The organism is Cupriavidus laharis (assembly GCF_914271435.1).
Lineage (GTDB): Bacteria > Pseudomonadota > Gammaproteobacteria > Burkholderiales > Burkholderiaceae > Cupriavidus > Cupriavidus laharis.
In genome coordinates this window covers 27,912-52,678 of record NZ_CAJZAI010000024.1, presented here as the reverse complement: position 1 = coordinate 52,678, position 24,767 = coordinate 27,912, and the positions used below count along the sequence as shown (strand labels likewise).

At 65.9% G+C, this 24,767-nt stretch carries 21 protein-coding genes and 1 rRNA gene; 18 read left to right on the top strand and 4 right to left on the bottom strand.

Translation table 11 applies throughout. The features are described 5' to 3' along the window. The 3 genes from LDO29_RS26390 to LDO29_RS26380 form a co-directional block, all read right to left on the bottom strand. Window positions 1-99: ribosomal RNA gene (locus tag LDO29_RS26390) — 16S ribosomal RNA — on the bottom strand; the annotation flags it as partial. Window positions 100-609: 510 nt separating this feature from the next. After that, window positions 610-1,335 carry a hypothetical protein gene (locus tag LDO29_RS26385; protein ID WP_224082686.1) on the bottom strand — a complete coding sequence of 242 codons (726 nt, stop codon included), beginning with the start codon at window positions 1,333-1,335 and terminating at the stop codon, window positions 610-612. Window positions 1,336-1,576: 241 nt separating this feature from the next. Beyond that, window positions 1,577-2,923, bottom strand: a complete 1,347-nt coding sequence (locus tag LDO29_RS26380; protein ID WP_318035532.1) for a sensor domain-containing diguanylate cyclase — start codon at window positions 2,921-2,923, stop codon at window positions 1,577-1,579. Window positions 2,924-3,503: 580 nt separating this feature from the next. On the opposite strand from LDO29_RS26380, the gene rpoD reads away from it, so the two are divergent. The 7 genes from rpoD to LDO29_RS26345 all read left to right on the top strand — a co-directional run bounded on the left by rpoD (window position 3,504) and on the right by LDO29_RS26345 (window position 13,051). Further along, window positions 3,504-5,465, top strand: coding sequence for an RNA polymerase sigma factor RpoD (rpoD, locus tag LDO29_RS26375; RefSeq protein ID WP_224082684.1), 1,962 nt, complete (start codon window positions 3,504-3,506; stop codon window positions 5,463-5,465). A gap of 321 nt (window positions 5,466-5,786) precedes the next feature. Continuing rightward, window positions 5,787-6,371, top strand: coding sequence for a DUF2760 domain-containing protein (locus tag LDO29_RS26370; protein WP_224082683.1), 585 nt, complete (start codon window positions 5,787-5,789; stop codon window positions 6,369-6,371). Beyond that, the gene (locus LDO29_RS26365) at window positions 6,368-8,215 is read left to right on the top strand and encodes an Hsp70 family protein (RefSeq protein WP_224082682.1); all 1,848 of its coding nucleotides are present in this window, start codon (window positions 6,368-6,370) and stop codon (window positions 8,213-8,215) included. Before LDO29_RS26370 ends, LDO29_RS26365 begins: the two co-directional genes overlap by 4 nt. 28 nt (window positions 8,216-8,243) lie before the next feature. Further along, entirely contained in the window at window positions 8,244-11,093 is a 2,850-nt protein-coding gene (locus LDO29_RS26360) for an Hsp70 family protein (protein WP_224082681.1), read from the top strand. Between the two features lie 31 nt (window positions 11,094-11,124). After that, a complete protein-coding gene (locus LDO29_RS26355; protein WP_224082680.1) occupies window positions 11,125-12,033 on the top strand; it encodes a DMT family transporter in 909 nt (302 codons plus the stop codon). A gap of 126 nt (window positions 12,034-12,159) precedes the next feature. Next, the gene (locus tag LDO29_RS26350) at window positions 12,160-12,504 is read left to right on the top strand and encodes a DUF190 domain-containing protein (RefSeq protein WP_224082679.1); all 345 of its coding nucleotides are present in this window, start codon (window positions 12,160-12,162) and stop codon (window positions 12,502-12,504) included. A 79-nt stretch (window positions 12,505-12,583) separates the two neighbouring features. Next, a complete protein-coding gene (locus LDO29_RS26345) occupies window positions 12,584-13,051 on the top strand; it encodes a CBS domain-containing protein (protein WP_224082678.1) in 468 nt (155 codons plus the stop codon). 313 nt (window positions 13,052-13,364) lie between these two features. On the opposite strand, the gene LDO29_RS26340 is transcribed toward LDO29_RS26345, so the two are convergent. Continuing rightward, a complete protein-coding gene (locus LDO29_RS26340; RefSeq protein WP_224082677.1) occupies window positions 13,365-14,210 on the bottom strand; it encodes a class II glutamine amidotransferase in 846 nt (281 codons plus the stop codon). Window positions 14,211-14,644: 434 nt separating this feature from the next. On the opposite strand from LDO29_RS26340, the gene LDO29_RS26335 reads away from it, so the two are divergent. The 11 genes from LDO29_RS26335 to pyk all read left to right on the top strand — a co-directional run bounded on the left by LDO29_RS26335 (window position 14,645) and on the right by pyk (window position 24,763). Further along, window positions 14,645-15,208, top strand: coding sequence for a hemerythrin domain-containing protein (locus tag LDO29_RS26335; RefSeq protein WP_224082676.1), 564 nt, complete (start codon window positions 14,645-14,647; stop codon window positions 15,206-15,208). A gap of 104 nt (window positions 15,209-15,312) precedes the next feature. Next, window positions 15,313-16,368: a LacI family DNA-binding transcriptional regulator gene (locus LDO29_RS26330; protein ID WP_224082675.1), complete on the top strand. Its 1,056-nt coding sequence runs from the start codon at window positions 15,313-15,315 to the stop codon at window positions 16,366-16,368. Between the two features lie 248 nt (window positions 16,369-16,616). Next, entirely contained in the window at window positions 16,617-17,420 is an 804-nt protein-coding gene (locus LDO29_RS26325; protein ID WP_224082674.1) for a transporter substrate-binding domain-containing protein, read from the top strand. 54 nt (window positions 17,421-17,474) lie between these two features. After that, entirely contained in the window at window positions 17,475-18,239 is a 765-nt protein-coding gene (locus LDO29_RS26320; protein WP_224082673.1) for an amino acid ABC transporter permease, read from the top strand. Next, on the top strand, window positions 18,236-18,886 hold the full coding sequence (locus LDO29_RS26315; protein WP_224082672.1) for an amino acid ABC transporter permease: 651 nt from the start codon (window positions 18,236-18,238) through the stop codon (window positions 18,884-18,886). Before LDO29_RS26320 ends, LDO29_RS26315 begins: the two co-directional genes overlap by 4 nt. After that, window positions 18,873-19,607 carry an amino acid ABC transporter ATP-binding protein gene (locus LDO29_RS26310; protein ID WP_224082671.1) on the top strand — a complete coding sequence of 245 codons (735 nt, stop codon included), beginning with the start codon at window positions 18,873-18,875 and terminating at the stop codon, window positions 19,605-19,607. Before LDO29_RS26315 ends, LDO29_RS26310 begins: the two co-directional genes overlap by 14 nt. After that, window positions 19,604-20,392, top strand: a complete 789-nt coding sequence (locus tag LDO29_RS26305; protein WP_224082670.1) for a sugar phosphate isomerase/epimerase family protein — start codon at window positions 19,604-19,606, stop codon at window positions 20,390-20,392. The genes LDO29_RS26310 and LDO29_RS26305 overlap by 4 nt, the downstream gene beginning before the upstream one ends. After that, window positions 20,389-21,333 (top strand): sugar kinase, encoded by a 945-nt coding sequence (locus LDO29_RS26300; RefSeq protein ID WP_224082669.1) that lies wholly within the window; start codon window positions 20,389-20,391, stop codon window positions 21,331-21,333. The genes LDO29_RS26305 and LDO29_RS26300 overlap by 4 nt, the downstream gene beginning before the upstream one ends. 21 nt (window positions 21,334-21,354) lie before the next feature. Beyond that, the gene (locus LDO29_RS26295) at window positions 21,355-22,365 is read left to right on the top strand and encodes a 2-hydroxyacid dehydrogenase (RefSeq protein ID WP_224082668.1); all 1,011 of its coding nucleotides are present in this window, start codon (window positions 21,355-21,357) and stop codon (window positions 22,363-22,365) included. Window positions 22,366-22,389: 24 nt separating this feature from the next. Beyond that, window positions 22,390-23,214 carry a shikimate dehydrogenase family protein gene (locus LDO29_RS26290; RefSeq protein WP_224082667.1) on the top strand — a complete coding sequence of 275 codons (825 nt, stop codon included), beginning with the start codon at window positions 22,390-22,392 and terminating at the stop codon, window positions 23,212-23,214. Between the two features lie 133 nt (window positions 23,215-23,347). Continuing rightward, the gene (gene pyk, locus LDO29_RS26285) at window positions 23,348-24,763 is read left to right on the top strand and encodes a pyruvate kinase (RefSeq protein WP_224082693.1); all 1,416 of its coding nucleotides are present in this window, start codon (window positions 23,348-23,350) and stop codon (window positions 24,761-24,763) included. The last annotated feature ends 4 nt before the right edge of the window (window positions 24,764-24,767 follow it).

Sequence of the window (24,767 nt, the reverse complement as noted above, 5' to 3'; positions counted from 1 at the left end):
CCACTCGCCACCAGGCCGAAGCCCGTGCTGCCGTTCGACTTGCATGTGTAAGGCATGCCGCCAGCGTTCAATCTGAGCCAGGATCAAACTCTTCAGTTCAATACCTGTGTGGTGCCGAAGCACCTCGCTCTTTCGAGCGGTCGCTCACTCTCAGAAAACTGACTGACCAGATCCGAAAATCCAGTCACGTTTTGCTGTGCGAGCACTGATAACTTTTGAGCTAAAAGACCGAAGTCTTTCGCATCCGTTATCAAGCGCCCACACTTATCGGTTGTTTGGTTGTTAAAGAACTTGCCGCGGTTTGCTTTGCTTGCCGCGTCGCTGCGTCAGCAGCGGAGAAACGAGACTTTAAAGAACTTCCAGCGATTAATCAAGCGTTTCGAGAAATTTCTTTTTCCTGGCAGCTCTTATTACCGCCAGCTCATTCCTGCAAATGCCTTTTTCCCCCGCCGCTTTGCAGCGAAGGCTTCAGCAGAAGGGTGCGAATATTAATGCGTTACCTCCTGACTGGCAAGTCTTTTTCTAAAAATGGCAATAAGATGCCTTGGAAGCACAAATTGTGTCCCTCTGCCCTTCTGCCGGGATAGCGTGACTCAGATGCGAACGCCGTCAGGAATCGACGCCATCGCCAGCCAGGGCATCTGGCCCGCCCCCTTCAGGCAACGGCTCAACCACCGTGGTTTCAATGTGCTGGACCTTGCCCTCCTCTGACACGTCCTGGCGCATGACGATGGCTTCGGCCGGGCAATACCAGTCGGTGACGTGCATCCGCGTGGGCTTCGTCACGATCTGCTCGCCCGCAATGACCATTGGCCCCAGGGACGTCATTCGGACATACTTGATTGGCACGCATTCCGAGGGGCCCAGCGCGGTCCGGATGAACCGGCGCTTGCCGACACTGCGCGACGTCACCGAGACGGTCGCGTGCGGAGCGACGAGCTTGCCCACTTCTTCGCCGGAATCGCGGGAAAAGATGGTGAAGGACGCACTGGCATCCACGGTCTCACCGGGAAGCACGTCGCCCTCGCGCAGCGGCAGTCCGCGATACTGATAATCAAGCAACCCAATACCATCAATCGTGGTCGTGCCGTAAAGGCGCGCATAGCGCCCCCATGCATTCACGGTTGCGTGGCCCGAGATGCTGGCAGGCGACCCATTGGACGCGGGCCGCAGCAACACGCGTTGCTGCTGCTCTGTGATGACCGGCGGCCCCATCAACGCGGCCAGCGCGGTCTTGGAGTGAATCTCGATGTCGGCCTGGCAGCCTGCTTCCGTCGCCAATGGCGGCTTCAGTATGGTTCGGCGCGACAGCGGCATCGTACCGTCGGCTTCCATCTGTACGCGCGCTCCATGCGGAAACCATATGGCACGACAAGCGTTCGCGCTGCCTTCCGCGGCAGGCTCCTCCGCCCAGGCGGACTGAGCCGCTGCGGCAAGAACGCCTGTGAGCAGACAGGCCAGGCTGCGCCGAAGCCGAACCGAAGTATCCTGCGTCCGGCGATTCAGGAAGGATATGTGCACATTCCGCATGGCTACGATAGGTTACGCTGCCCTGTTGATAGCAGGCCTGAACACGTCAGGATTCAATCCGGTTGCGACCGCCCTTCTTCGCACGGTACAACGCCAGGTCACTGCGCGACAGAGGGGCCTCGGCATTCGTGTCGGCCGCGCTCATGAGCGCGACGCCGATACTGACGGTCATGTCGATCCGTTGCTCATGCTCCATCAGCGGGTACTCGGCAACGCGCTGCTGGATCCGCCGGGCCACGCCGATCGCGCCGCGCATGTCGGCGCCATCGAGCAAAATCCCGAATTCTTCGCCACCGAGGCGTCCGGCCATATCGCCGGGTCGCAAATGTGCACGCAGGATGTTGCCGAAGTGGCGCAGCGCGCTATCGCCGACGCCGTGCCCCCAGCGGTCATTGATGGACTTGAAATGGTCGAGATCGCACATCATGAGCGCCGTACCCGCGCTGCGGCCGCCCCGCAGGCTCGCCAGCCGCGCCTCGATCTGCGCCATGAAATGCCGCCGGTTCGGCAATCCGGTCAGGCTGTCGATCGTCGCGAGCTCCTGCAACTCGGCTTCGATACGCTTGCGCTCCGTCACATCCGTGATGAAGCCGTGCCACACGATGCTGCCATCCGGCAGGCGCTGCGGCCTGGCATCGCCCTGCCGCCAGCGCAGGCCCTGCATTGGCAATTGCACGCGGTACTCTAGATGCCAGGGCGAGAGCTCGGCCGCCGAAGCGCTAAACGAGGCTCGATAGGCGGCAAGATCGGCAGGATGAATCAGGGCTTCGATACACGACGCATCGGCTGCCACCTGGGCCGGAGTCAGCTCGTAGATCTCCCCGATGCCTGCGCTCGCGTAAGAGAAGAACGAACGCCCGCCGGGCAGCGCGCGATACTGGAACACCAGCCCGGGCACTTCGTTCGTCAGGTTCGTGATCAGGCTGACGGCCTCGCGCAGGCTCTCCGACATGGTGCGCAGCGACGTGATGTCCGTGGTCGTGCCGACCATGCGCAACGCCCGGCCCGAACTGTCCCGTTCCACGACCTTGCCCCGGCTGCAGATCCATTTGTAGCTGCCGTCCCGGCAACGGATCCGGTGTTCGACCTCGTAGGCGTCGCTCTTGCCGTCGAAGTGGGCTTGCATCGTCGCCTTGACGTACTCGAGATCGTCGGGATGAAGGCGCAGGTAGCTGTCCTCGATCCGGTTGGATACTTCCGAATCGGCATAGCCAAGCATGGCTTTCCAGCCGCTCGAATACTGGATTTCGCCTGTCGCGACGTTGCGGTCCCAGATGCCCGTGCCGCTGCCCGCAATCGCAAGCGCAAGCAGCCGCTCACGTTTGCGCAGCGTCTCGAGTTCGCCGCCGTCCAGCAGCCCGTCCGCGGCACGGCACGCCGCCGTGCCCACCATTGACCGCGATGCGGTCGGTACGTCTGCAGATGTCGGCGGTGCAAGCATACAGGCGTCAGGGATGGGGGCTGAGCGCCGAGTATACATGGGCCAATCGGGGGCCAATCCGCGACTTGCGTGGCGTTGCACGTTGGCGATGCGTCACGTGGCGAATCCATCGACTGTCTTACCGAGAATCCAGACCAGCGGTATACTGTGAGGTTGCCGCAGCGAGTCCCGAGGTATCGGGTGAGGCTGTATTCGGGGGCCGTCCGCGCTTCGGGGACCTGATTGGCGCCGCAATGACTGCCGGGCTCACCGCCCGTGTTGTTCATGCGGCCGGCGAATGGGGCGCAAACAGGTCGTGAACGATCGGGTTGCTGCCGGGCCACCGGGCTCGGCCCCGGGTGTCCACGCCCCGATATGCTGCGATGCAACAAATACTGTAGAATATGCGCCCCCTGCTCAACGGGCCAGATGGTCCGAATTCGGCTCATCGCCATACCCAATGCCAGTCCGATGCCTTGACAGCAGGCCAGAAAACGCACGCAATGAGCGCACGCTGCAATCAAAACGCGATTCACGAAGGAAACAGCAGTAGATGACGAGCGGTCCACAACGAACGGCTGCCAAAGGCCGCGAAGCAGGTACAGTCAAAGGCCTTGGCGGCTCGGCGGAATCCATGTCGCCGGACGAAGCCAACGCGCGCAGCCAGCAATTGCGTGCCCTGATCCAGCTGGGCAGGCAACGTGGGTATCTGACCCACGCGGATATCAGCGACCATCTGCAAGAGAACTTCACCGACACGGCGGCGATGGAAAGCATCGTCACCACGTTCGCCGAGATGGGCGTGAAGATCTTCGAACAGACGCCCGATGCCGAGACGCTTCTGCTCAGCGACAACGCAGTGGTGGCTTCCGACGACCAGGCCGATGAAGAAGCCGAGGTAGCGCTTGCGACCGTGGACTCCGAGTTCGGCCGGACCACCGATCCGGTGCGCATGTACATGCGCGAGATGAGCTCCGCCACGCTGCTCACGCGCAAGGAAGAAGTCGAGCTCGCCAAGCGGATCGAAGAAGGCCTGAACAATATGGTGCAGGCCATCTCGGCCTGCCCGTCCACGATTGCGACCATCCTCGAACTGTCCGGCCGCGTTGCCAGCAATGAGATGGGCATCGACGACCTGGTCGATGGCCTGACCGACGAAAGCGGCGCCGACGCCGCCGTGCCCGCAAGCGCTGACGACACCGCCGACGACAGCGCTGACACCGCGGATGAAGACGATGGCGACGCGGAAGACGACGATGCCGACGAAGGCTCGACGCAGCAGAGCGCCGAAGCCGACCTCGCCAAGCTGCGTGACGAATGCCTGAAGCGCTTTGCGCGCGTTGCCGAGCAGTTCGAGCGCATGCAGCAGGAGAATGCCGCCAACGGTGCCGGCTCGGAAGGATTCGCGACTGCCAGGGACACGGTGCGCGAGGAACTGCGCACGATCCGCTTCACCGCGAAAACCATCGAACGCCTGTGCGCCGACGTCCAGGCCATGGTCGACGATGTGCGCTCGGTCGAGCGCCAGGTGGTCCAGTTGCTGGTCGATCGTTGCGGGATGGAGCGCGAGGACGTCATCGCACGCTTCCCCGGCAATGAAACCAACCTGAACTGGGGCCGCGACCTTGCCGCCGAATCGCGCCCGTACAGCGCTGCCGTGTCGCGCGCACTGCCCGACCTGGAAGCCCATCAGCAGAAGCTGATCGACATCCAGGCCCGCGCAGTCCTGCCGCTGGCCGAGCTGAAGGCGGTGAACCGCAAGATGCTGGCCGCCGAGCGGCAGATGCGCCAGGCCAAGCACGAGATGACGCAGGCCAACCTGCGCCTGGTGATCTCGATCGCCAAGAAGTACACGAACCGCGGCCTGCAGTTCCTGGACCTGATCCAGGAAGGCAACATCGGCCTGATGAAGGCCGTGGACAAGTTCGAGTACCGCCGCGGGTGGAAATTCTCCACGTACGCCACCTGGTGGGTCCGCCAGGCCGTCACCCGTGCCATTGCCGACCAGGCCCGCACCATCCGCGTCCCGGTCCATATGATCGAGCAGATCAACAAGCTCAACCGCCTGTCGCGCGAGCTCATGCAGCAGACCGGCAAGGAACCCGATCCGGCCGTGCTTGCCGAGCGCATGGACATGCCTGAGGAAAAGATCCGCGCGATCATGAAGATCGCCCGGGAGCCGGTCTCGATGGAAACGCCGGTGGGCGAAGACGGCGACACCAGCCTCGGCGACATGATTGCCGATTCGGACACCGCGACGCCGGCCGACGCCGCGCTGCAGGCCAGCCTGCGCGAGGTCGTGCGTGAAATGCTCGACGAACTCACGCCGCGCGAGGCCAAGGTGCTGCGCATGCGCTTCGGCATCGATATGGCGACCGACTACACGCTGGAGGAAGTCGGCAAGCAGTTCGATGTGACGCGTGAGCGGATCCGCCAGATCGAAAGCAAGGCCATGCGCAAGCTGCGCCACCCGAGCCGGGCCGACCAGCTGATTACGTATCTGCGGGACGCGTGACCGGCACCCCGGCGGACGCCTTGCGGCCAGCGAGGTGCGCCCGCCCGGGATGACAAAGACTGCCGGCAGCCCTTGGGCTGCCGGTTTTCACATGTTCCGCCGCCATCGCTTGCACGCGCACGTGGCCAGTGCGCCGCGAAATGGCCTGCTGACATATTGGTTGGTGCAAAATTCCGGCTGGAATACCCGAAGAGCCATTCGTGGCGCATACGTCATATCGCAGAGCGACTTTCCGATGCACCGGTCTGCATGTCTCATCCGGTACTTGCCGCAGCCATAGGACAGCTCGTTCTTCAAACAGAGCACACAGGAGTTTTTCCCATGACTGACTCAAACATCTCTTTCCTCGGCAGGATCTCGCTTGCCGTGGGCACTTTCTTCGCCATCCTCGGTAACGGCGAACTCGCCGCCAACGTACGGCGCCTGCGCACTGGCGGATTCCCTGCCGCTGCCTCGGCGCCGGTGGCGACTCCCGTGCCGGCCCCGGCTCCGGCTGCGCCAGCACCGGCGTCCGCGCTGAAGGAAGCGAGTCCGGTGGCGGCGTTGCAGCTGCTGGGGCTGCTCCAGCGCGATGCGCGATTCATCGACTTCGTCGAGGAAGACATTGCCGGCTATACCGATACCGAGATCGGCGCAGCCGCGCGCCTGGTGCACGATGGCTGCCGTGCCGTCCTGCGTGAGCATTTCACGATCCGGCCGGTGCGCGACGAAGCCGAGGGCAGCCGCGTCACGCTGGCGGACGGCTTCGATGCCACTGCCGTTCGCCTGACGGGCAACGTGGTCGGCAGCGCACCGTTCCACGGCAGCCTCAGCCATCGCGGCTGGAAAGCCGAGGAAGTGCGGCTGCCGCGCCTGGCCGAACGCCATGACGCCACCGTCATCGCCCCTGCCGAGGTGGAGCTATGAGCGAAGCGCGCTATTCCATTGGCATCGACCTGGGCACCACGCACAGTGCCCTGTCCTACGTCGACCTGGCCGGCAGCGACGGCGAAAAGACCAGCCAGCGCGTCCTGGCCATCCCGCAGCTCACCGGCCCGGGCGCGACGGAAGCACGGGACCTCCTGCCCTCCTTCCTCTACCTGCCGCACGCGAGCGAACTGGCCCCGGGCGACCTGGCGCTGCCGTGGAACGCCACACGCGAATTCGCCGTGGGCGAACTGGCCCGCAGCCGCGGCGCCGGCACGCCGATCCGCCTGGTATCGAGCGCGAAAAGCTGGCTGTGCCACCCCGGCGTGGACCGCCGCGCCGCCATCCTGCCCAACGATGCGCCGCCCGAAGTGCCGCGCGTCTCTCCGCTCGAGGCTTCGGTGCGCTATCTCACGCACCTGCGCGAGGCGTGGGACCAGGCTCACCCCGACGCACCGTTCGCCGAACAGGATGTGACGGTGACCATTCCGGCTTCGTTCGACCCCGCCGCGCGCGAACTGACGGCAGAGGCCGCCGCCGCTGCGGGCTACGCGCGCATGACCCTGCTCGAAGAACCGCAGGCCGCACTTTATAGCTGGATCGAGAAGAGCGGCGGCCAGTGGCGCAAGCAGGTGAAGGTCGGCGACATCATCCTCGTCGTGGACGTTGGCGGCGGCACCACCGACCTGTCGCTGATCGCGGTGATCGAGCGCGACGGCAACCTGGAACTGCACCGCGTGGCCGTGGGCGAGCATATCCTGCTCGGCGGCGACAACATGGACCTGGCGCTGGCCCACGTGGTGGCGCGCAAGCTCGCGGCACAGGGTACACAGGCCGACCCGTGGCAACTGCGCGCACTGACCTATGCCTGCCGCGCGGCCAAGGAAACGCTGCTCACCGACCCGACGACCGATTCGGTGCCGCTGGTCGTGCCGAGCCGCGGTTCCAAGCTGATCGGCGGATCGATCCGCACGGACCTGACCCGCACCGAGCTGACCCAGATCATCCTGGAAGGCTTCTTCCCGCAGGTCGATGCGTCGGCCCGCCCGGTAAGCCGCGCGCGCGTCGGCCTGACGCAGCTCGGCCTGCCCTATGCGCAGGATGCCGCGGTCACGCGGCACCTGGCCGCCTTCCTGGGCCGCCAGGTCGGCGCGCTTGCCGATCTGGAAGGCCTCCAGGGTACGCAGCCTGAAGCCGCGACCTTCCTGCACCCGACCGCGGTTCTGTTCAATGGCGGCGTCTTCAAGTCCGGCCTGCTGGCGGACCGTATCCTGCAGACCCTGAACGGCTGGCTCGCCGCGGAAGGCGCGGCGCCGGCACGCCTGCTCGGCGGCGCCGAGCTCGACCTGGCGGTGGCCCGCGGCGCCGCATACTACGGCTATGTGCGGCGCGGCAAGGGCGTGCGCATCCGCGGCGGCACCGCGCGGTCGTATTACATCGCCGTGGAATCGTCGATGCCCGCCGTGCCGGGCTTCGAACCGCCGATCCAGGCGCTGTGCCTGGCGCCGTTCGGGATGGAAGAAGGCACCGAAACCGAACTGCCGCCGCAGGAACTCGGCCTGGTGGTCGGTGAGCCCGTGCATTTCCGCTTCTTCGGCTCGTCGGTGCGACGCCAGGACCAGGTCGGCACGCTGCTCGACTTCTGGGGCCCTGAGGAACTGCACGAACTCGAGGAAATCCAGGCCACCCTGCCGGCCGACGGACGCACGCCGGGCGAAGTCGTGCCGGTCAGGCTGCACGCACGCGTGACCGAAGCGGGCACGCTCGAACTCGAAGCCGTACCGCGTGGCAGCAACGAGCGATGGAAGGTCGAATTCGATGTGCGTGGCGGCGCGCAAGCCTGACCACCAGCCGCGAACAAGCAACGAAGCGATGAAGCGGTACACCGTCGGCATTGACCTCGGCACCAGCAATACAGTGGTCGCCTATGCGGAGACAGGATCGGACGACATCCGCGTCTTCGAAATCGACCAGCTCGTGGGCCTCGGCGAAGTCGCTGCGCGCCCCCTGCTGCCCTCGGTTCGCTACCACGCGGCGCCGGGCGAAATCAGCGGCGACGACCTGCAACTGCCGTGGCAATCGGCGGCAAGCGCCGCCGCGCGCCGCACCGTGTTCGGCCGCCTGGCGGCCACGCTCGGTGCGCAGGTGCCGGGCAGGCTCGTGGCCAGCGCCAAGAGCTGGCTGTCGCATACGGCAGTCGACCGCACTGCGCCCATCCTGCCCTGGGGCGCGGACGAGGAAGTCGGCAAGATCTCGCCGGTCGCCGCCAGCGCCAGCTACCTGGGCTACGTTGCCGCGGCGTGGAACCACCACTTTCCTGATGCAAGGCTCGAAGACCAAGACGTAGTGCTGACCGTGCCCGCGTCGTTCGACGAGGGCGCGCGCGCGTTGACGCTGGAGGCTGCGCGCATGGCCGGCCTGCCCGCGCTGCGCCTGCTCGAGGAACCGCAGGCCGCGCTCTACGACTGGCTGTTCCATCATCGCCAGACCCTGGACACGGACCTTGCGCAAACCCGGCTCGTGCTGATCTGCGACGTGGGCGGCGGCACCACCGACCTGACGCTGATCCGCGTGGACATGCAGGACGGGCAGCCGCAGCTGACGCGGATCGGCGTGGGCAACCACCTGATGCTCGGCGGCGACAACATGGATCTGGCCCTGGCGCACGTGGTCGAGGCGCGCCTTGGCCCCGCGCAGACGCGCTTGTCGGCATCGGGCCTGTCCCAGCTGGTCGCGCGCTGCCGTGCCGCCAAGGAACAGATGCTCGGCGCGCAGGCGCCGGACGCGGTCACGGTCACGTTGCTGGGCGCCGGCGCCCGGCTGATCGGCGGTGCGCGTTCGGTGGAAGTGACGCGGCAGGAAGTCGAACAGCTCGTCGTCGATGGCTTCTTCCCCAAGGTCTCATCAGACGAGCGTCCCGGACGCGCGCGGGGCGCCATCGTCGAATTCGGCCTGCCGTATGCGTCGGACCCGGCCGTCACCCGTCATGTCGCGGCCTTCCTGGGCCAGCACGCCGCACAGTCGCGCACGGCGCTGGACATTCCACAGGCACAGGACGATGCCTTGCCGATGCCCGACACGCTGCTGCTCAACGGCGGCGTGTTCCGGGCCGAGGCGCTGGCGGACCGCATCGCCGACACCCTGGGCACCTGGCGCGGATCGCCGCTGAACGTCCTGCACAACGCCGACCCCGATGTCGCCGTGGCGCGCGGAGCGGTGGCCTATGCGCGTGCGCGAACGGGACAGGCACCACGCATCGGCGGCGGTTCTGCGCGCAGCTACTTCCTCGTGCTCGATGACGCAGCGTCGGGGCAGCAAGGCATCTGCCTGCTGCCGCGCGGCACCGAGGAAGGGCAGGAAATCCACCTCAAGGACCGTACCTTCGCCTTGCGGCTGGGGCATCCGGTGCAGTTCCACCTAGTCTCGTCAGTGGCCGACACGGCCTACCAGCCCGGCGAGCTGGCCGATCTCGCGGGCGCGGACTTCGTTCGCCTGCCGCCGATCGCCACCGTCGTGCAGCCACGCGGTGCCAGCGGGCCCAAGGAAACGCCGGTACAGATCACGACGTCGCTGACCGAGGTCGGCACGCTGGAAGTGCACTGCCACGAGATTGCGGATGCCTCGCAACGCTGGCGGCTCGAATTCCAGCTCCGGGGCAATGAAGCGCCAGCCCCGGCGCCCACGACGGAAACGCTGCATCCGCGCCTGCCGCAAGCCATCGAGACGATCGACCGCACCTTCGGTGCGCGCGCGCAAGGCGTCGATCCCAAGGAGGTCAAGCGGCTGCGCGCGCAACTGGAACAATTGCTGGGGCCGCGCGAGCAGTGGGACAGCGCGCTGCTGCGCGAGCTGTTCGCTGCATTCTGGGAGCGTGCCAAGCGCCGCCGCCGCACGGCCGACCATGAACGCCTCTGGCTGAATCTGGCCGGCTACTGCGTGCGTCCGGGCTTCGGCTATCCGCTGGACGCATGGCGCGTCGAGCAGCTCTGGTCGCTGTATGACCAAGGCATCCAGTACGTCAACGAGAACCAGAACTGGTCCGAATGGTGGACGCTGTGGCGCCGCGCGGCCGGCGGCCTCGATGAAAGCGCGCAGTTGCGCCTGCTGGACGATATGGCGTTCTATCTCCAGCCTCCCGGCAGCGCCCACTACAAGAAGCCCGCTGGCCCCACGCGGTCCGGGTACGCCGACATGGTGCGGCTGGCCGGGTCGCTGGAAAACATCTCCGCCGAGCGAAAGATCGAGGTTGCCGAATGGTTGCTGAAGCGCCTGCGCAAACCCTCCGAGAACAACCAGAGCTGGTGGGCCGTGGGACGAATCGGCGCGCGCCGGCCGTTCTATGGCAGCGCGCACGGCGTCGTGCCGGCCGAGGTCGCCACGCCATGGGTGGACGCCATCCTTGCGCTCGACTGGAAGAAGGTCGAGCCGGCCGCCTTTGCCGCGACGCAGATCGCACGCATGACCGGCGACCGCACGCGTGACCTGCCTGACGAGGTGCGAGCGGCCGTTGTGCACCGGCTCGAAGCGGCCAACGCGCCGCAGAGCTGGATTGCCATGGTGCGCGAAGCTGTCGAGCTTGATGCAGCCGACGAGGGACGGGTCTTCGGGGAGGCACTGCCGGCCGGCCTGAAACTGATCGGGTGCGCTTTCTCTGACGCAGTGGACTCTTTGCCAGGGGCAGCAAGCATGTGTGTCAGCAGGCACGCACAGCCTGGCGGATAATGCGTGATCTTCGAACGCCACCGCATCACCCATGCACGCAAGCGCCACCGGCACCAGACGCCTGGACTGGACCACACTGTTCCTGCTCACCTTCCCGCCTCTGAGCTGGGCTGGAAACGCCATCGTCGGCCGCCTTGCCGCCGGAACGGTGCCCCCGGTCACACTGAATTTCGTGCGCTGGCTGCTGGCCGGCCTGCTGCTGGCGCCTTACGCCTGGCGCGGCGTCATCGAGCACCGCGCGACGCTGCGCCACCATGCGGGCGTGATTGTCGCGCTGGGCATGCTATCGATCGCCAGCTATAACGCACTGCAGTACCTGGCGCTGACCACGTCGACACCGATCAACGTGACGCTGATCGGCGCGTCCACCCCGCTGTTCCTGCTGGTGATCGGTGCCACCTGCTTCCACGAGAAGATGAAGCCGTGGCATGTCGCCGGCGCCCTGCTGTGCCTGGTGGGCGTGTCCTTCGTACTGGTGCGCGGCGACCTTGGCCGCCTTGCTCAACTCGATTTCGTCGCCGGCGACCTGTTCATGCTGGCCGCCACCATCGCCTGGAGCGCGTACACATGGCTGCTGCGCAAGCAGCGGCCCGAGTTACCGCTGCCAGTGCTGCTGTTCGCGCAGATCGTCACCGGCCTGGTGGTGAGCGTGCCCGTGACCGCCTGGGAGCTGATGACGCTGGACCAGCCCTTCCAATGGAGCGGCAAGGTGGTGGCCATCCTGCTCTATGTGGCCACCATCCCTTCCCTGCTCGCCTACTTTGCCTGGGACCGCGCCATCGCCCGTGCGGGCGCGCAGCTGCCGGTCTTCTTCATCACGCTGACGCCGGTGTTTGCGGCCTTGCTGTCCACGCTGTTGCTGGGCGACTGGCCGCGCTGGTATCACGCGGTCGGGCTGGTGGCCATCGGGGCCGGCATCTGGCTGGCGCAGCGGCGCTGAACTCCGGGCTCCACAACCTTGCCCTTCCTGATTCCAACGCCGCGGTACGCCCACTGCACCAGACAACAGCCGGCGTAGACTGAATGCAGTACCCGTTTAGGTACAGCAATGCGATGGGAGAAGATCGTGCATGGCTATCAAGTCACTTTATATACGGTCGAGAACCGCCGCTACCACGGCAAGCAGCTTTCCCACTGGCTCCTGCAGGTCATGCGGGACATGAACATCCGCGGGGTAACCCACCTTGTGGGCGCGGAAGGCATCGGGCACGACCACCACTTCCATAGCTGGCACTTTGTCGAACTCGCCGACCGCCCGGAAGAGATCACGATGATCGCGACCGAGGCGGAAGTGCAGGCGCTCTTCGATCGCCTTGCAGCCGAGGACGTGCATGTGTTCTACGCAAAGTTTCCGGTGGAGTTTGGCTTTCTTGGCAAGGCCGCGCCAGAATCGAGAGAGGCGCCAGGCTGAAGCCCCATGGGCAATTGATGCGGGAATGCATCAACAACCACCTCCTGCCTCCCTGTTGGAGACGACGTTGGAGACGACGATGAAGAAAGTGAGAAAAACAGCTCGCCAGATTCTGTCCGACAAACCGCGCGACGTCATCTCGGTCGGGCCGGATGACGCCGTGCTGGCAGCACTTCGGCTGATGGCGGACAAGGACATCAGCACCGTGCTGGTCATGCAGGGTGATCAACTGGCCGGCATCCTTTCCCAGCGCGACTATGCCCACAAGGTCGAACTGACCGGCCGCAATGCAGGCGATACCCGTGTCCGCGAGATCATGACAACCCAGGTGGTCTATGTCTCGCCCGACCACACGTGCGAACAATGTCTTGCGCTGATGCACACCAGACGGATCCGGCATCTGCCAGTCATCGAGTCCCAGAGGATCATCGGCGTACTGTCCAGCCATGACGTGCTGGAAGAACTTCTCCGGGAAGACGAGTCGCTGATCAAGGATCTCGAGCATGACATGCTCAACCTGACCATCGACACTGGCGGCTGTTACTAGCGCGCTATGCCACAGAAGCCACCACCCGGCATGCTGCAAGCGGGCGGCTCAGTGCGTCAGCAGTGATATGCCGACGTACAGGACACCTGCCAACAACAACGCCATCGCAAGTAGCGCGTAGTACCTGGCTCCGTGATGAGGCGGGTGAGAATGGAAATGGTGCACAACCGGCTTCATGATGCCCCCCTCTTGGCGATTTGATGTGGGGATGCTTCAACAATAGCCTCCCCTGTCTCGTTCGCCATGGAAGACAGCAAGTTGCGCGCCAGTTGGCCGGCTCGCCGCTGTGCAACCAGGATCCTGCCGTCCGGCGTTACGCCGACGGGTTCGGCATCCGCGGCAAGAAGCGGTTGTGCTCGATCTCGCCGCCGCGCGCCATGAGGATGGTGGCCTCGGGAATCTCTTCCCACACGCCCTGTACGTCGATCAGCGGCTCGGACAGCACCAGGAAGGCATCGTCGCCGGCGGCGATGATGCGCGGGTCGTCCGGGTACAGCGCACGCAATTGCCGGAACGAGGTACTGTGGAACAGCGAGCGCGATTCCGCCTCGCTCGAGTAGCGCACTGCCACGACCTGCTGGCCGTCGGTCACGCAGACCGTCATGTTGAGCGGGAACTCCACATCGTAGCGGTGGCCGACGTCCTCGATCAGCCCTGCCATCTGCTCCAGCGCGCCGCGCGGATCGCGCTCCAGGCCGAAAGTCAGGGCCAGGAAGAACATCACCTCGGAATCTGTGGACCCCTCGATCCAGCGGAACAGATGCGGCGCCACGGCCATCATCAGGTCACGCCGCAGGAGAGGAAACTCGCGGATGAGGCCATTGTGGACGAACAGCCAGCGGCCGAAGCGAAAAGGATGGCAGTTGGTTTCCTGTGTCGGCGTGCCGGTAGCCGCACGCACGTGGGCGAGGAACAGCGGCGCCCGCACTGCCCGCGCGGTCTCGCGCAGGTTGGTGTCGCTCCAGGCCGGATGGAGGCAACGGTAGCGGAATGGCACCTCCGCGTGGCGGCCGTACCAGCCTACGCCGAACCCGTCCCCATTGGTCGTGGTGTGACCCAGCCGCGAATTCAGGCTCTGGTCGATCAACGAATGTTCCGGCTGGAACAGCACCGCCTCCAGCGGAACCGATTTGCCCGAATAGGCCAGCCAGCGGCACATGATGCTCCTCCTCGATAAGCAGGGTCCGGTGCCTTCCGGCCCACACCTCAGTTGTAGGACGACAATCCGCGAACAGCAAAGCACACAGGATCCCGGCTTCACTGGGGTGCAAATAGGGCGCCCCGGATGGCAGGAGGTGCGCCGGCGCTGGACTCCACTGCTCGGCAATCGTTCACCTGCCCGGCCTTGCGGCGCCCGTGGCGGGCGGTGCGCTCCGGGTCCATTTCGCACAAAGCGTCCCACTCGCTGGCTTCGGCACGTTCCCGGGGCGGCGCACTTCCGGTGCCCGCTATCCGCGCTTCGATGAGGCGGGCCATGATTCGAACATTGATCTAAATCAGAGCGAACGGTGGACTAACGAATATTGTTCAAACATATGAGGCTTGAATTTGATGTGGCCTCGAAGGCGACCAAAATTAACTGAGGAGCGCGCCATGGCCACCCCATTTGCCACATGGCATGAAGATCATGTCCATTTCGCTCGGCTACTTGATCTTCTGGAAAACCAGGTAATCCTTTTCCAGCGGGGAGAGCGGCCGAATTACAACTTGATGAGCACGATTATCTATTACATGCGGAATTTCGGCGATCGCGTTCACCATCCCCGTGAGGATGTCGCCTATGCACGGCTCGTTGAGCGAGATCCCGACATGCAAATCATAGTCAGCCGGCTCCAGCAGGAGCATCGCGTCATTGCCACGGTCGGCGAGGCACTATTAGACCGCCTTAATGAGGCCGAGGGAGACATGATCAGTTCTCGCGCGGCACTGGAGGCAGCCGGAGCCATGTACCTTGTGTATTATCGAAACCATCTCTCGACCGAGGAGCGGCACGTAATGCCCCGCGCTGCGCAATTACTGACCGAGGAAGATTGGGAAGCCGTTGACGCCACGGTTCCGGCAAGTGCAGATCCACTCTTCGGCAGGGATGTCCAACAGCGCTTCGCGATCCTGCGCGCGCAGATCGAGAGTGAGGAGCGCGTGTTCAGCCAGGGCTAGACTGGCAGTTCCGGGGTGTGGCGCGTGGCGGATCGCTGGTGCTGGCAAATCCCGACGCGCCCGAGGCATAATCGTGAAACTGGTTTCACCAAGCCTCGAACCCTATGCCGCGCCCTGTGCCCCAACCTACGCCCGACCTGAAACCTGCAGAAAAACTCACCATCCAGGATGTTGCCGACTATGCGGGCGTCTCGAAGGCAACCGTATCGCGCTACCTGAACCGGGGCGGCGAGCAGTTGTCCGCAGATGTAGAGGCGCGCGTGGCCGCTGCCATACGTGCGCTCGGCTATAGCCCCAGCCCTATGGCGCAAGGGCTCAAGCGCGGCAAGTCGCGCCTGATCGGGCTGGTCGTGGCGGATGTTTCCAATTCGTTTTCGGTGGCCGTGCTGCGAGGCGTCGAGAAGGCCTGCCGCGACGCCGGCTATATGGTGATGCTGTTCAACCTCGGCAATGACGAGCAACTGGAACGCGAAGCGATTCGCTCGCTGTCGGCCTATCGGGTTGAAGGCTTTATCCTGCACACGCTAGGCCACGATGCCGGAGCCCTGGCCGACGCGGCGCAACTGGGCAAGCCAGTCGTACTGGTCGACCGCAAGGTCGGCGATGCCGAAGTCGACCTGGTAGCCCTGGACAACCTGACCGCCGTCCATGAGGCGGCCGGCCACCTGGTCGAGGCTGGCTATCGGCACCTGCTTTTCATCAGCGAGCCGATCAAGGCCATCAGCTCGCGCAATGAGCGGGCCCGCGCCTTCCAGAGCTTTGTCGCCGAACACGAGGGCACGGTCAGCGGAACCGCATTTGAAGCCCAGCGGGGTGACGACGATGCCCTGGATGAAGCGCTGCGCGACCTGCGCCGCCGTGCCGGCCAGGCGCCCATTGCCGTGCTGGCGGCCAACGCCGTGATCTCGCTGCGCGTGGCCGCATCTGCCGGCAGGCTGGGTTGGCAGCTCGGCACCGACCTTGGCCTGATTGGCTTCGACGATCCGGAATGGGCGGCATTGGTCGGTCCTGGCCTCAGTGCCATTTCCCAGCCCACCGATGATATCGGGCGTGTCGCCACCAACTGTCTGATCGAGCGCCTGCAAGGCGCGCAACTGCCACCGCGCCGGGTCCTGCTGCCCGGCACCCTGGTCGCGCGCGGGTCCACCCGCCGCGCCTGATCCCCTGCCCCTCCTGCGCCGGCGTCCGCCGAGCGCGTCCTGCCCCATGCCTGCGCCCGCGGCGCACTGCCAGCGGGTGCAGGGACGGACCTGTTTCCCCCTCGGCAACGACGCTGCCCTGCCCGTAAGGGTTTTCACTGCTGGACCTCTGAAACCGGTTTCCTATAATTCTGAAACCGGTTTCAAGACGGTATTTGCCAACCGCTGCGATGCCAGCGACACATTCCATAACCGTGCAGGAGACATTGATGAACGTCCAACGCTTGTTGCGCCGCGTAGCCGCGCCCGTGCTGACTCTGCTGGTCCTGACCAGCGCCGCTTTCACCGCCCAGGCGCAGACCGTGGCCGAGATCGTCAAGAAGGGCAAGGTCACCATCGGCGTGGTGACCGGCGCCCCGCCTTTCGGCACCACAGACGCCACCGGCAAGCCCGCCGGCTATGACGTCGATGTGGCCAACCTGCTGGGCAAGTACCTCGGTGTGCCGGTCGACATCGTCCCGCTCACCTCCCCCAGCCGGATTCCGGCGCTGGAATCCGGCAAGGTCGATTTCCTGGTGGCGACGCTGGCGCCGACGCCCGAGCGGGCACGGGCCATCATGTTCAGCGCCCCCTATAGCGCGTTCGAGCTGACCATCTTCGCGCCCGTCGCTGCCAAGTACGCCAAGCTGACGGAACTCGGGAAGAAAAAAGTAGGCGTGACGCGCGGCACCACGCAGGACACCGCGCTCACCCGGCTGGCGGTGCCCGGCATGAATATCGTCCGCTTCGAGGACGATGCCACCTGCGCACAGGCACTGATCAGCAACCAGGTCGACGCCATCGCCCTGCCCAATACCACCGGCAACGAGATCATGAAGGCGCGCGGCGCCGGCAAGTTCGACGCCAAGTTCGCGTTCTCGGTGCAACCGAATTCGATGGCCGTGCGCCGCGACGCCTTCGAACTGCGCCAGTGGCTCAACACCACCATCTCCTACGTCAAGCTCAATGGCGAACTCGATGCCATTGCGCAGAAGTGGACCGGCAAGGCGCTGCCCGCGCTGCAGTCGTTCTGAACCAGGCCGTCTGACGTTGCGCGCCGGTGTCAGCCGGCGCGCCAGGAGACCCGCATGCACTACCAATTCGAATGGACCCCGGTGTTGTCGCAGCTGGATCGTTTCGCGGAAGGCGCGGCGATGACGCTGGCGCTCAGCTTCGGCTCGATCCTGCTTGGCACCGTGGTCGGCACTGCCGGCGCCATTGCCGCCGCGTTTGGCGGTCCCTGGCTGCAGCGCGCCACCAGGGCCTACGTCGAGGCCATCCGCAACACGCCCTTCCTGGTCCAGCTTTTCATCATCTTCTTCGGCTTGCCGACCGTCGGCCTGCAGATCGATGCCGTCACCGCCGCGGTGATTGCGATGACGGTCAACCTCGGCGCCTACTCGACCGAAATCATCCGGGCCGGCCTGCAGGCGGTTCACCGCTCGCAGCTCGAAGCCGCGGCCGCGCTGGGCATGACACGCTGGCAACTGATCCGCCACGTCGCCCTGGTGCCGGCCTTCGAGAAGGTCTATCCGGCCCTGACCAGCCAGTTCACGCTGATGATGCTGACGTCGAGCGTGGTGTCGACGATCTCGGTGGAAGAGCTGACGGCGGTCGCGAGCCAGGTCGATTCGCAGACCTTCCGCACCTTCGAGAGCTACATCCTGGTCATGTTCGTCTATATCGGGCTGGCCCTGCTGCTGCGCGGCATCTTCGCGCTGATCGGCAACCTGGTGTTCAGGCGGCGCCGCGTGGTGGCGCGCGCACGGAAGCTGGCACGCACGGCGCCGGCCCTGCCGCTGGCACAGGCACAGGCGGAATTGACGGCAGCGGTCGCAGGGAGCGCGAAATGATCACCGAGTTCTCCTGGAATCATCTTGAAATCCTGCTCCTGGCGGCACGCTGGACGCTCTGGGTGACCTTGCTCGCCTTCGTCGGCGGCACGCTGGCCGGCTTCATGGTGGCGCTGGCGCGCACCTCCAGAAGTCCCCTGCTGCGCCTGGCCAGCACGGCCTACATCCAGGTCGTGCAGGGAACGCCGGTGCTGATCGTGCTATTCCTGAGCTACTACGGTCTCTCCGTGCTCGGGCTCAAGCTGTCGCCGATGGTCGCGGCCATGCTGGCGATGTCGATCTACGCCAGCGCCTACCTTGGCGAGATCTGGCGCGGCTGCATCGAGGCCGTGCCGCAAGGACAGTGGGAAGCCAGTGAAGCGCTCGCCCTCACCCGCTGGCAGCAACTGCGCTACGTGGTGCTGCCGCAGGCAGTCCGGCTGGCGCTGCCGCCCACAGTGGGGTTCTCGGTCCAGCTGGTCAAGAACACCTCGATCACTTCCATCATCGGCGTCATCGAACTGACCCGCGCCGGCCAGCTGATCAACAACGCGACCTTCCAGCCCTTCGCGGTCTTTGTCGTCGTCGCACTTATCTACTTCGCGCTTTGCTTCCCGCTGTCGTCGGCGGCCAGGCGCATGGAAAGGAGGCTCCATGTCAATCGTTGAAGCACAAGGCGTGCACAAGTCGTATGGCTGCGTCGAAGTCCTGAAGGGCGTTTCGTTCGCGATCGAGCCCGGGCAGGTGGTCGCCATCATCGGCCGCAGCGGCTCCGGCAAGAGCACCATGCTGCGTTGCCTGAACGGGCTGGAGACGATCAATGCCGGCAATATCACCGTCGCCGGGCACAAGCTGGACCACGACCGCAAGCGCTTGCTGGACCTGCGCCGCGACGTTGGCATGGTGTTCCAGAGCTACAACCTGTTCCCGCACCTGACCGTGGGCGAGAACATCGCGCTGGCGCCGGCCATCGTGAAGAAAATGGCCGCCGGCAAGATCGACGGCATCGTCGACCGGGTGCTGACCCAGGTCGGCCTGCTGGACAAGAAGGACTGCTATCCCGAGCAGCTGTCGGGTGGGCAGCAGCAGCGCGTGGCCATCGCCCGGTCGCTGGCGATGGAGCCCAAGGTGATGCTGTTCGACGAGGTCACCTCCGCGCTCGACCCCGAACTGACGGCGGAAGTGCTGCGGGTCATGGAAAACCTGGCTGCATCCGGCATGACCATGGTGCTGGTCACGCATGAAATGGAGTTCGCGCGCCGCATGGCGCATACCACCATCTTCATGCACCAGGGCAAGGTGCACGAGGCAGGTCCTTCGAAGGCGCTGTTCGCGCAGCCGCGGACGCCGGAACTGCAGCAATTCCTCAGCGCGGGAGCCCTGAAATGAGCCAGTGGCAAGCAACAGGTGCTTCACGCCCGCCGGTGCTGATCTCGCTGACGGCCTATGGCGCCGACCTCGCCCTGCGCGACGGGCAGGCGGCGCTGGCACGGATTGCCGCCGCCGCGGGCGCGGATGGCGTGGAATTCCGCGGCGAGCTTCAGCGCGGGGACAAGGACGAAGTCAGGGAACAGGGCGAGGTCGCCAAACAGTACGGACTGGGCGTGGTCTGGTCCAGCCCGGAAGGCCTCTGGAATGACGCAGGCAGCCTCGATGCCGCCGCGCTCGACCGTGCCTTCACCACCGCGCAGGCGCTCGGTGCGACCCGGGTCAAGATGTCGCTTGGCGGCTATCGGGAAGGCACGGCGCTGGAAGCCTTGCTGCCGTGGCTGCGGCACGATGGCATCGAGCTCGTCGTGGAAAACGACCAGACCGCCCGCGCCGGCACCGTGCCGCCGTTGCGCGACTTCTTCGCGCATACCACGGCACTCGGCGAGCGCGTGCCGATGACCTTCGACATGGGCAACTGGCACTGGACCGGCGAAGACCCGCTCGACGCCGCGCAGGCCCTTGGCGCCAACGTCGGCTACGTGCACTGCAAGGGCGTGCAGCGCACGCCCGCCAAATGGATCGCGGTGCCGCTTGACCAGTCGGCTGCGCCATGGCGCAGCATCTTGCGCCGCCTGCCTGCGCACGTTGCGCGTGCGATCGAATTCCCGCTGCAAGGCGAAGACTTGGTGCAGGTCACGCGCCATCATGTCGAACTGCTGCGTTCGGTGGAGGTTCCTGCATGAGCACCGATCTCGATGTGGTCACCCTGGGCGAGGCGATGCTGATGCTGGTCGCCGGCGAAGCCGGGCCGCTCGAAGGCGCGCAGACTTTCCACAAGCGCACCGCCGGTGCCGAGACCAACGTGGCGATCGGCCTGTCGCGCCTGGGCCTGAAGGTCGGCTGGGCCAGCCGGCTGGGCGACGACTCGATGGCACGCTACCTGCTCGGTGAAATGCAGCGCGAAGGCGTGGATTGCAGCCAGGTAGTGTGCGAACCCGGTGAGCGCACAGGCTTCCAGTTCAAGGGCCGGGTCGACGACGGCAGCGATCCGCCCGTCGAGTACCACCGCCGCGGCTCGGCGGCGAGCCGCATGAACCCCGCGCATCTGGACCACGGTTGGCTGCGGCGCTCGCGGCACCTGCACGTCACCGGCGTGTTCCCCGCGCTCGCCGAAGGCACGCAGGCCGCCACGCGCCAGGCCATTACCACCATGCGGGCTGCCGGCCGCACGATCTCGTTCGATCCCAACCTGCGGCCCACGCTGTGGGCCACGCCCGACCTGATGCGGGACACCCTGAACGACCTGGCGCACCAGTGCGACTGGGTGATGCCCGGCATCGAAGAAGGCCGCTTCCTTACCGGCCATGCCGAGCCGGAACGCATTGCCGCCTTCTATCGTGCCCGTGGCGCCAGCCTGGTGGTGGTGAAGCTGGGCGCCGACGGCGCCTACTTCGATGGCGAGGCCGGCACCGGCCATGTCGCGGCGTACCGCGTCGAGCGTGTCGTCGACACCGTAGGCGCCGGCGATGGCTTTGCCGTGGGCGTGATCAGCGCGCTGCTGGAAGGCCGGCCCGTGGGCGACGCCGTCCGGCGCGGCGCATGGATTGGTGCGCGGGCAGTGCAGGTCCGCGGCGATACCGAAGGCCTGCCGACCCACGCGCAGCTGGCGGTCGCCAGTCTGTAACGCCACAGCAAGGATTTCCCCATGCGCAAGAATGTCCTGGTGTTCCGCCCGATTCCCCATGACCTGCTCGCCAGGATCGAATCGGAACATGACGTGATCGTGGCCGACCCGCGCCAGCCGGCACAACGGCCGGCTTTCCGCGCCGCGCTGGCAGACGCCCATGGCCTGATCGGCTCCAGCGTGAAGCTTGGCGCGGCGGAACTGGCCGATGCCGGCCGGCTGGAGGTGATCTCCAGTATCTCGGTAGGAGTCGACAACTACGACCTGGCCTGCCTGCACCAGCGTGGCATCACCCTGTGCCATACGCCCGGGGTACTGACCGAGACCACTGCCGACACCGTCTTTGCGCTCATCATGGCCACGAGCCGCCGTCTGGTCGAGCTTGCGGCCCATGTGCGCGAAGGCCGCTGGACCGCCAATATCGGCGATAGCCTGTTCGGCTGGGACGTGCACGGCAAGACCCTGGCGATCCTGGGCTTCGGGCGCATCGGCCAGGCGGTGGCACGGCGCGCGGCACTCGGCTTCGGCATGGCGGTGCTCTACGTCAACGAGACCGCCGTGGAGCCGCCCGACCTGGCCGGACGCGCCACCCGGGTGGAACTCGACGATGCCCTGGCCAGGGCCGATATCGTCGCCGTCACACTGCCCCTGACCGACACCACGCGTGGCCTGATGGGCCGGCGCGAATTTGCGCTGATGAAACCGGGCGCCATCTTTGTCAACGGCGCGCGCGGCCAGATCGTGCAGGAAGACGCGCTGCTGGCGGCGCTCGACAGCGGCCACCTGCGCGCCGCCGGGCTGGACGTCTTCGCCACCGAGCCCCTGCCCCAGGATTCGCCGCTGCGCATCCATCCCAAGGTCACGGCCCTGCCCCATATCGGCTCGGCCACGCATGAGACCCGGCGCGCCATGGCCGAGCTCGCCACGCACAACCTGCTGGACGCGCTCGCCGGGCGGCCCCCCGCCGCGCGCTTCGACCTGGCGGCCCATCAGCAAAAGCTGATCGACATCCAGGCCCGGACAACCGCCTGATTTTCCCCGCAAGGACACCCCGCAATGCCCAGTTCCCCCCGTTCCATTCCCACGCTGTGCGGCTCGATCATGGGCGAGCCCTTCACCTTCAACGTGCGCATCCACAACGCCGCCTACCGCGCGCTCGGGGTCGACTACACCTTTGTGTGCTTCGGGGTGCAGGACGTGCCCGGCGCCGTGCAATCGATCCGCGCGCTCGGCGTGCGTGGCATGAATGTCTCGATGCCGCACAAGCAGGCCGTGATCCCGCACCTGGACCATCTCGACGAGACCGCTCGCGCCATCGGCGCGGTCAACACCATCAACAATCTCGATGGCGTGCTGACTGGCTACAACACCGATTGCATCGGCGCCGTGCGCGCCTTCCAGGAAGTGACCGAGGTGGCTGGCAAGCGCATCGCGCTGCTGGGCGCGGGCGGCGCGGCGCGGGCGATGGCCTACGGCCTGCGCGAGGCCGGCGCCAGCGTGACCGTGTTCAACCGCACCGCAGCACGCGGCGAGGAACTGGCCGCATCGCTTGGCCTGCGCTTCGGCGGCGGGCTGGCGGACTTCCGCGCGGCGGACTTCGACATGCTCGCCAACGCGACCGCCGCCGGCTTTCGCGCGCCGGATGTCAATCCGGTCGCCGGGCAGCTCGCCGCACACCTGATCGTCATGGATGCTGCCTTCATCCCCGTCAGGAGCAAGCTGATCCGCGATGCCGACGCGCTTGGCTGCCGCACCATCGACGGCACGCGCATGATGCTGCACCAGGCCTGCGCGCAGGTCGAGTTCTACACCGGGTGCGCACGCGCGCCGATCGAGGCGATGGAGACCGCGTTGCTCGAGGAAATTGCCCGCCTGTCTTGAGCCCCCTCCGCCCCCTCCGCCCCCTCCGCCCTGTGCCCTTTGCCACCCGACGCTCACACGCTCCCATGACCCACACCCCTACCCGCCCGCTTGCGGTCACATGCCGCGTTTTCGACGGAGCCTCCCAATGACCCTGCGACGCGAGCGACACACCAAGATCGTTGCCACGCTTGGCCCCGCCTCTTCCACGGCAGAGGTGATCCTCCAGCTCTTCAAGGCCGGCGCCGACACCTTCCGCCTGAACTTCAGCCATGGCACCCATGAGGACCACAAGGCCCGGCTCGCCCTGATCCGCGAGGCGGAATCGCTGACCGGCCGGCCTGTGGGCGTGCTGCTGGACCTGCAGGGCCCCAAGCTGCGGCTGGGCACCTTCCCCGGCGGCCCGGTCCGGCTCAGCGCCGCGCAGCCGTTCCGCCTGCAACTGGACGAGGTGAGCGGCAACCAGCACGTTGCCCACCTGCCGCACCGCGAGATCTTTGAAGCGCTGCGGCCGGGCCACGCTCTGCTGATCGACGATGGGCGCGTGCGATTGCGCGTGCGCGAAGCCGGCCCGGACTTCGCCGAAACCATCGTGGAGACCGGTGGCACGGTGTCCGACCGCAAAGGCGTCAACGTGCCGGACTGCGCACTGAACCTGTCGGCGCTGACGGAGAAGGAACATCGCGACCTGCGCTTCGGCATGACGCTCGGGGTCGACTGGGTGGCGCTCTCCTTCGTCCAGTCGGCACGCGATATCGAAGAGGTGCGCGCGATCGTCGGCAAAGACGTGGCGATCATGGCCAAGATCGAGAAGCCTGCCGCGCTGGCCGACATCGACGCCATCGTCGGCGCGGCGGACGGCATCATGGTGGCCCGCGGCGACCTGGGCGTGGAAATGCCGCCCGAGGAAGTGCCGGCGATCCAGAAACGCCTTACCCGCCTCTGCCGCGAGGCCGGCAAGCCGCTGGTCGTGGCCACGCAGATGCTGGAGTCCATGATCAGCGCCCCCGCGCCAACACGCGCCGAAGCGTCGGACGTCGCCACCGCCGTGTATGACGGGGTGGACGCGGTCATGCTGTCGGCCGAATCCGCGTCGGGCGAGTATCCGGTCGAAGCAGTGCAGATAATGGCCCGCATCATCCGCAATACCGAGCGGGACAAGCTGCAGCGCGACACCATGCACGCCATTGCCACCCGGCGCGATGCCGTGTCCGCGGACGCCATCGGCGCGGCGATCCGCACCGTCGCCGACATCCTGCCGCTGACCGCCTGCGTGACCTACACCGTGTCCGGCGCCAGTGCCCTGCGCGTGGCGCGCGAGCGCCCGAATGTGCCGATCGTGGGCATGACGCCCCATGCGCAAACCGCGCGGCGGCTGGCCCTGGTCTGGGGCGTCCACCCGGTCCACACCCATGACGCGCACAGCGTCGAAGAGATGGTTGTGCACGCCACCGAAGTGGCCAAGCGCGAAGGCTTTGCTTCGGACCAGCAACCGTTCGCCATCGTCGCCGGCATGCCATTCGGCACCCCGGGTTCCACCAACCTGCTGCGTCTGGTTTCTCCTGCCTGACCGT

Excerpts from the sequence above, each read along its gene's own strand:
- LDO29_RS26385 (WP_224082686.1), bottom strand. The coding sequence starts at position 1,335 with ATGGAAGCCGACGGTACGATGCCGCTGTCGCGCCGAACCATACTGAAG.
- LDO29_RS26380 (WP_318035532.1), bottom strand. The coding sequence starts at position 2,923 with ATGGTGGGCACGGCGGCGTGCCGTGCCGCGGACGGGCTGCTGGACGGC.
- rpoD (WP_224082684.1), top strand. The coding sequence starts at position 3,504 with ATGACGAGCGGTCCACAACGAACGGCTGCCAAAGGCCGCGAAGCAGGT.
- LDO29_RS26370 (WP_224082683.1), top strand. The coding sequence starts at position 5,787 with ATGACTGACTCAAACATCTCTTTCCTCGGCAGGATCTCGCTTGCCGTG.
- LDO29_RS26365 (WP_224082682.1), top strand. The coding sequence starts at position 6,368 with ATGAGCGAAGCGCGCTATTCCATTGGCATCGACCTGGGCACCACGCAC.
- LDO29_RS26360 (WP_224082681.1), top strand. The coding sequence starts at position 8,244 with ATGAAGCGGTACACCGTCGGCATTGACCTCGGCACCAGCAATACAGTG.
- LDO29_RS26355 (WP_224082680.1), top strand. The coding sequence starts at position 11,125 with ATGCACGCAAGCGCCACCGGCACCAGACGCCTGGACTGGACCACACTG.
- LDO29_RS26345 (WP_224082678.1), top strand. The coding sequence starts at position 12,584 with ATGAAGAAAGTGAGAAAAACAGCTCGCCAGATTCTGTCCGACAAACCG.
- LDO29_RS26340 (WP_224082677.1), bottom strand. The coding sequence starts at position 14,210 with ATGTGCCGCTGGCTGGCCTATTCGGGCAAATCGGTTCCGCTGGAGGCG.
- LDO29_RS26335 (WP_224082676.1), top strand. The coding sequence starts at position 14,645 with ATGGCCACCCCATTTGCCACATGGCATGAAGATCATGTCCATTTCGCT.
- LDO29_RS26330 (WP_224082675.1), top strand. The coding sequence starts at position 15,313 with ATGCCGCGCCCTGTGCCCCAACCTACGCCCGACCTGAAACCTGCAGAA.
- LDO29_RS26325 (WP_224082674.1), top strand. The coding sequence starts at position 16,617 with ATGAACGTCCAACGCTTGTTGCGCCGCGTAGCCGCGCCCGTGCTGACT.
- LDO29_RS26320 (WP_224082673.1), top strand. The coding sequence starts at position 17,475 with ATGCACTACCAATTCGAATGGACCCCGGTGTTGTCGCAGCTGGATCGT.
- LDO29_RS26315 (WP_224082672.1), top strand. The coding sequence starts at position 18,236 with ATGATCACCGAGTTCTCCTGGAATCATCTTGAAATCCTGCTCCTGGCG.
- LDO29_RS26310 (WP_224082671.1), top strand. The coding sequence starts at position 18,873 with ATGTCAATCGTTGAAGCACAAGGCGTGCACAAGTCGTATGGCTGCGTC.
- LDO29_RS26305 (WP_224082670.1), top strand. The coding sequence starts at position 19,604 with ATGAGCCAGTGGCAAGCAACAGGTGCTTCACGCCCGCCGGTGCTGATC.
- LDO29_RS26300 (WP_224082669.1), top strand. The coding sequence starts at position 20,389 with ATGAGCACCGATCTCGATGTGGTCACCCTGGGCGAGGCGATGCTGATG.
- LDO29_RS26295 (WP_224082668.1), top strand. The coding sequence starts at position 21,355 with ATGCGCAAGAATGTCCTGGTGTTCCGCCCGATTCCCCATGACCTGCTC.
- LDO29_RS26290 (WP_224082667.1), top strand. The coding sequence starts at position 22,390 with ATGCCCAGTTCCCCCCGTTCCATTCCCACGCTGTGCGGCTCGATCATG.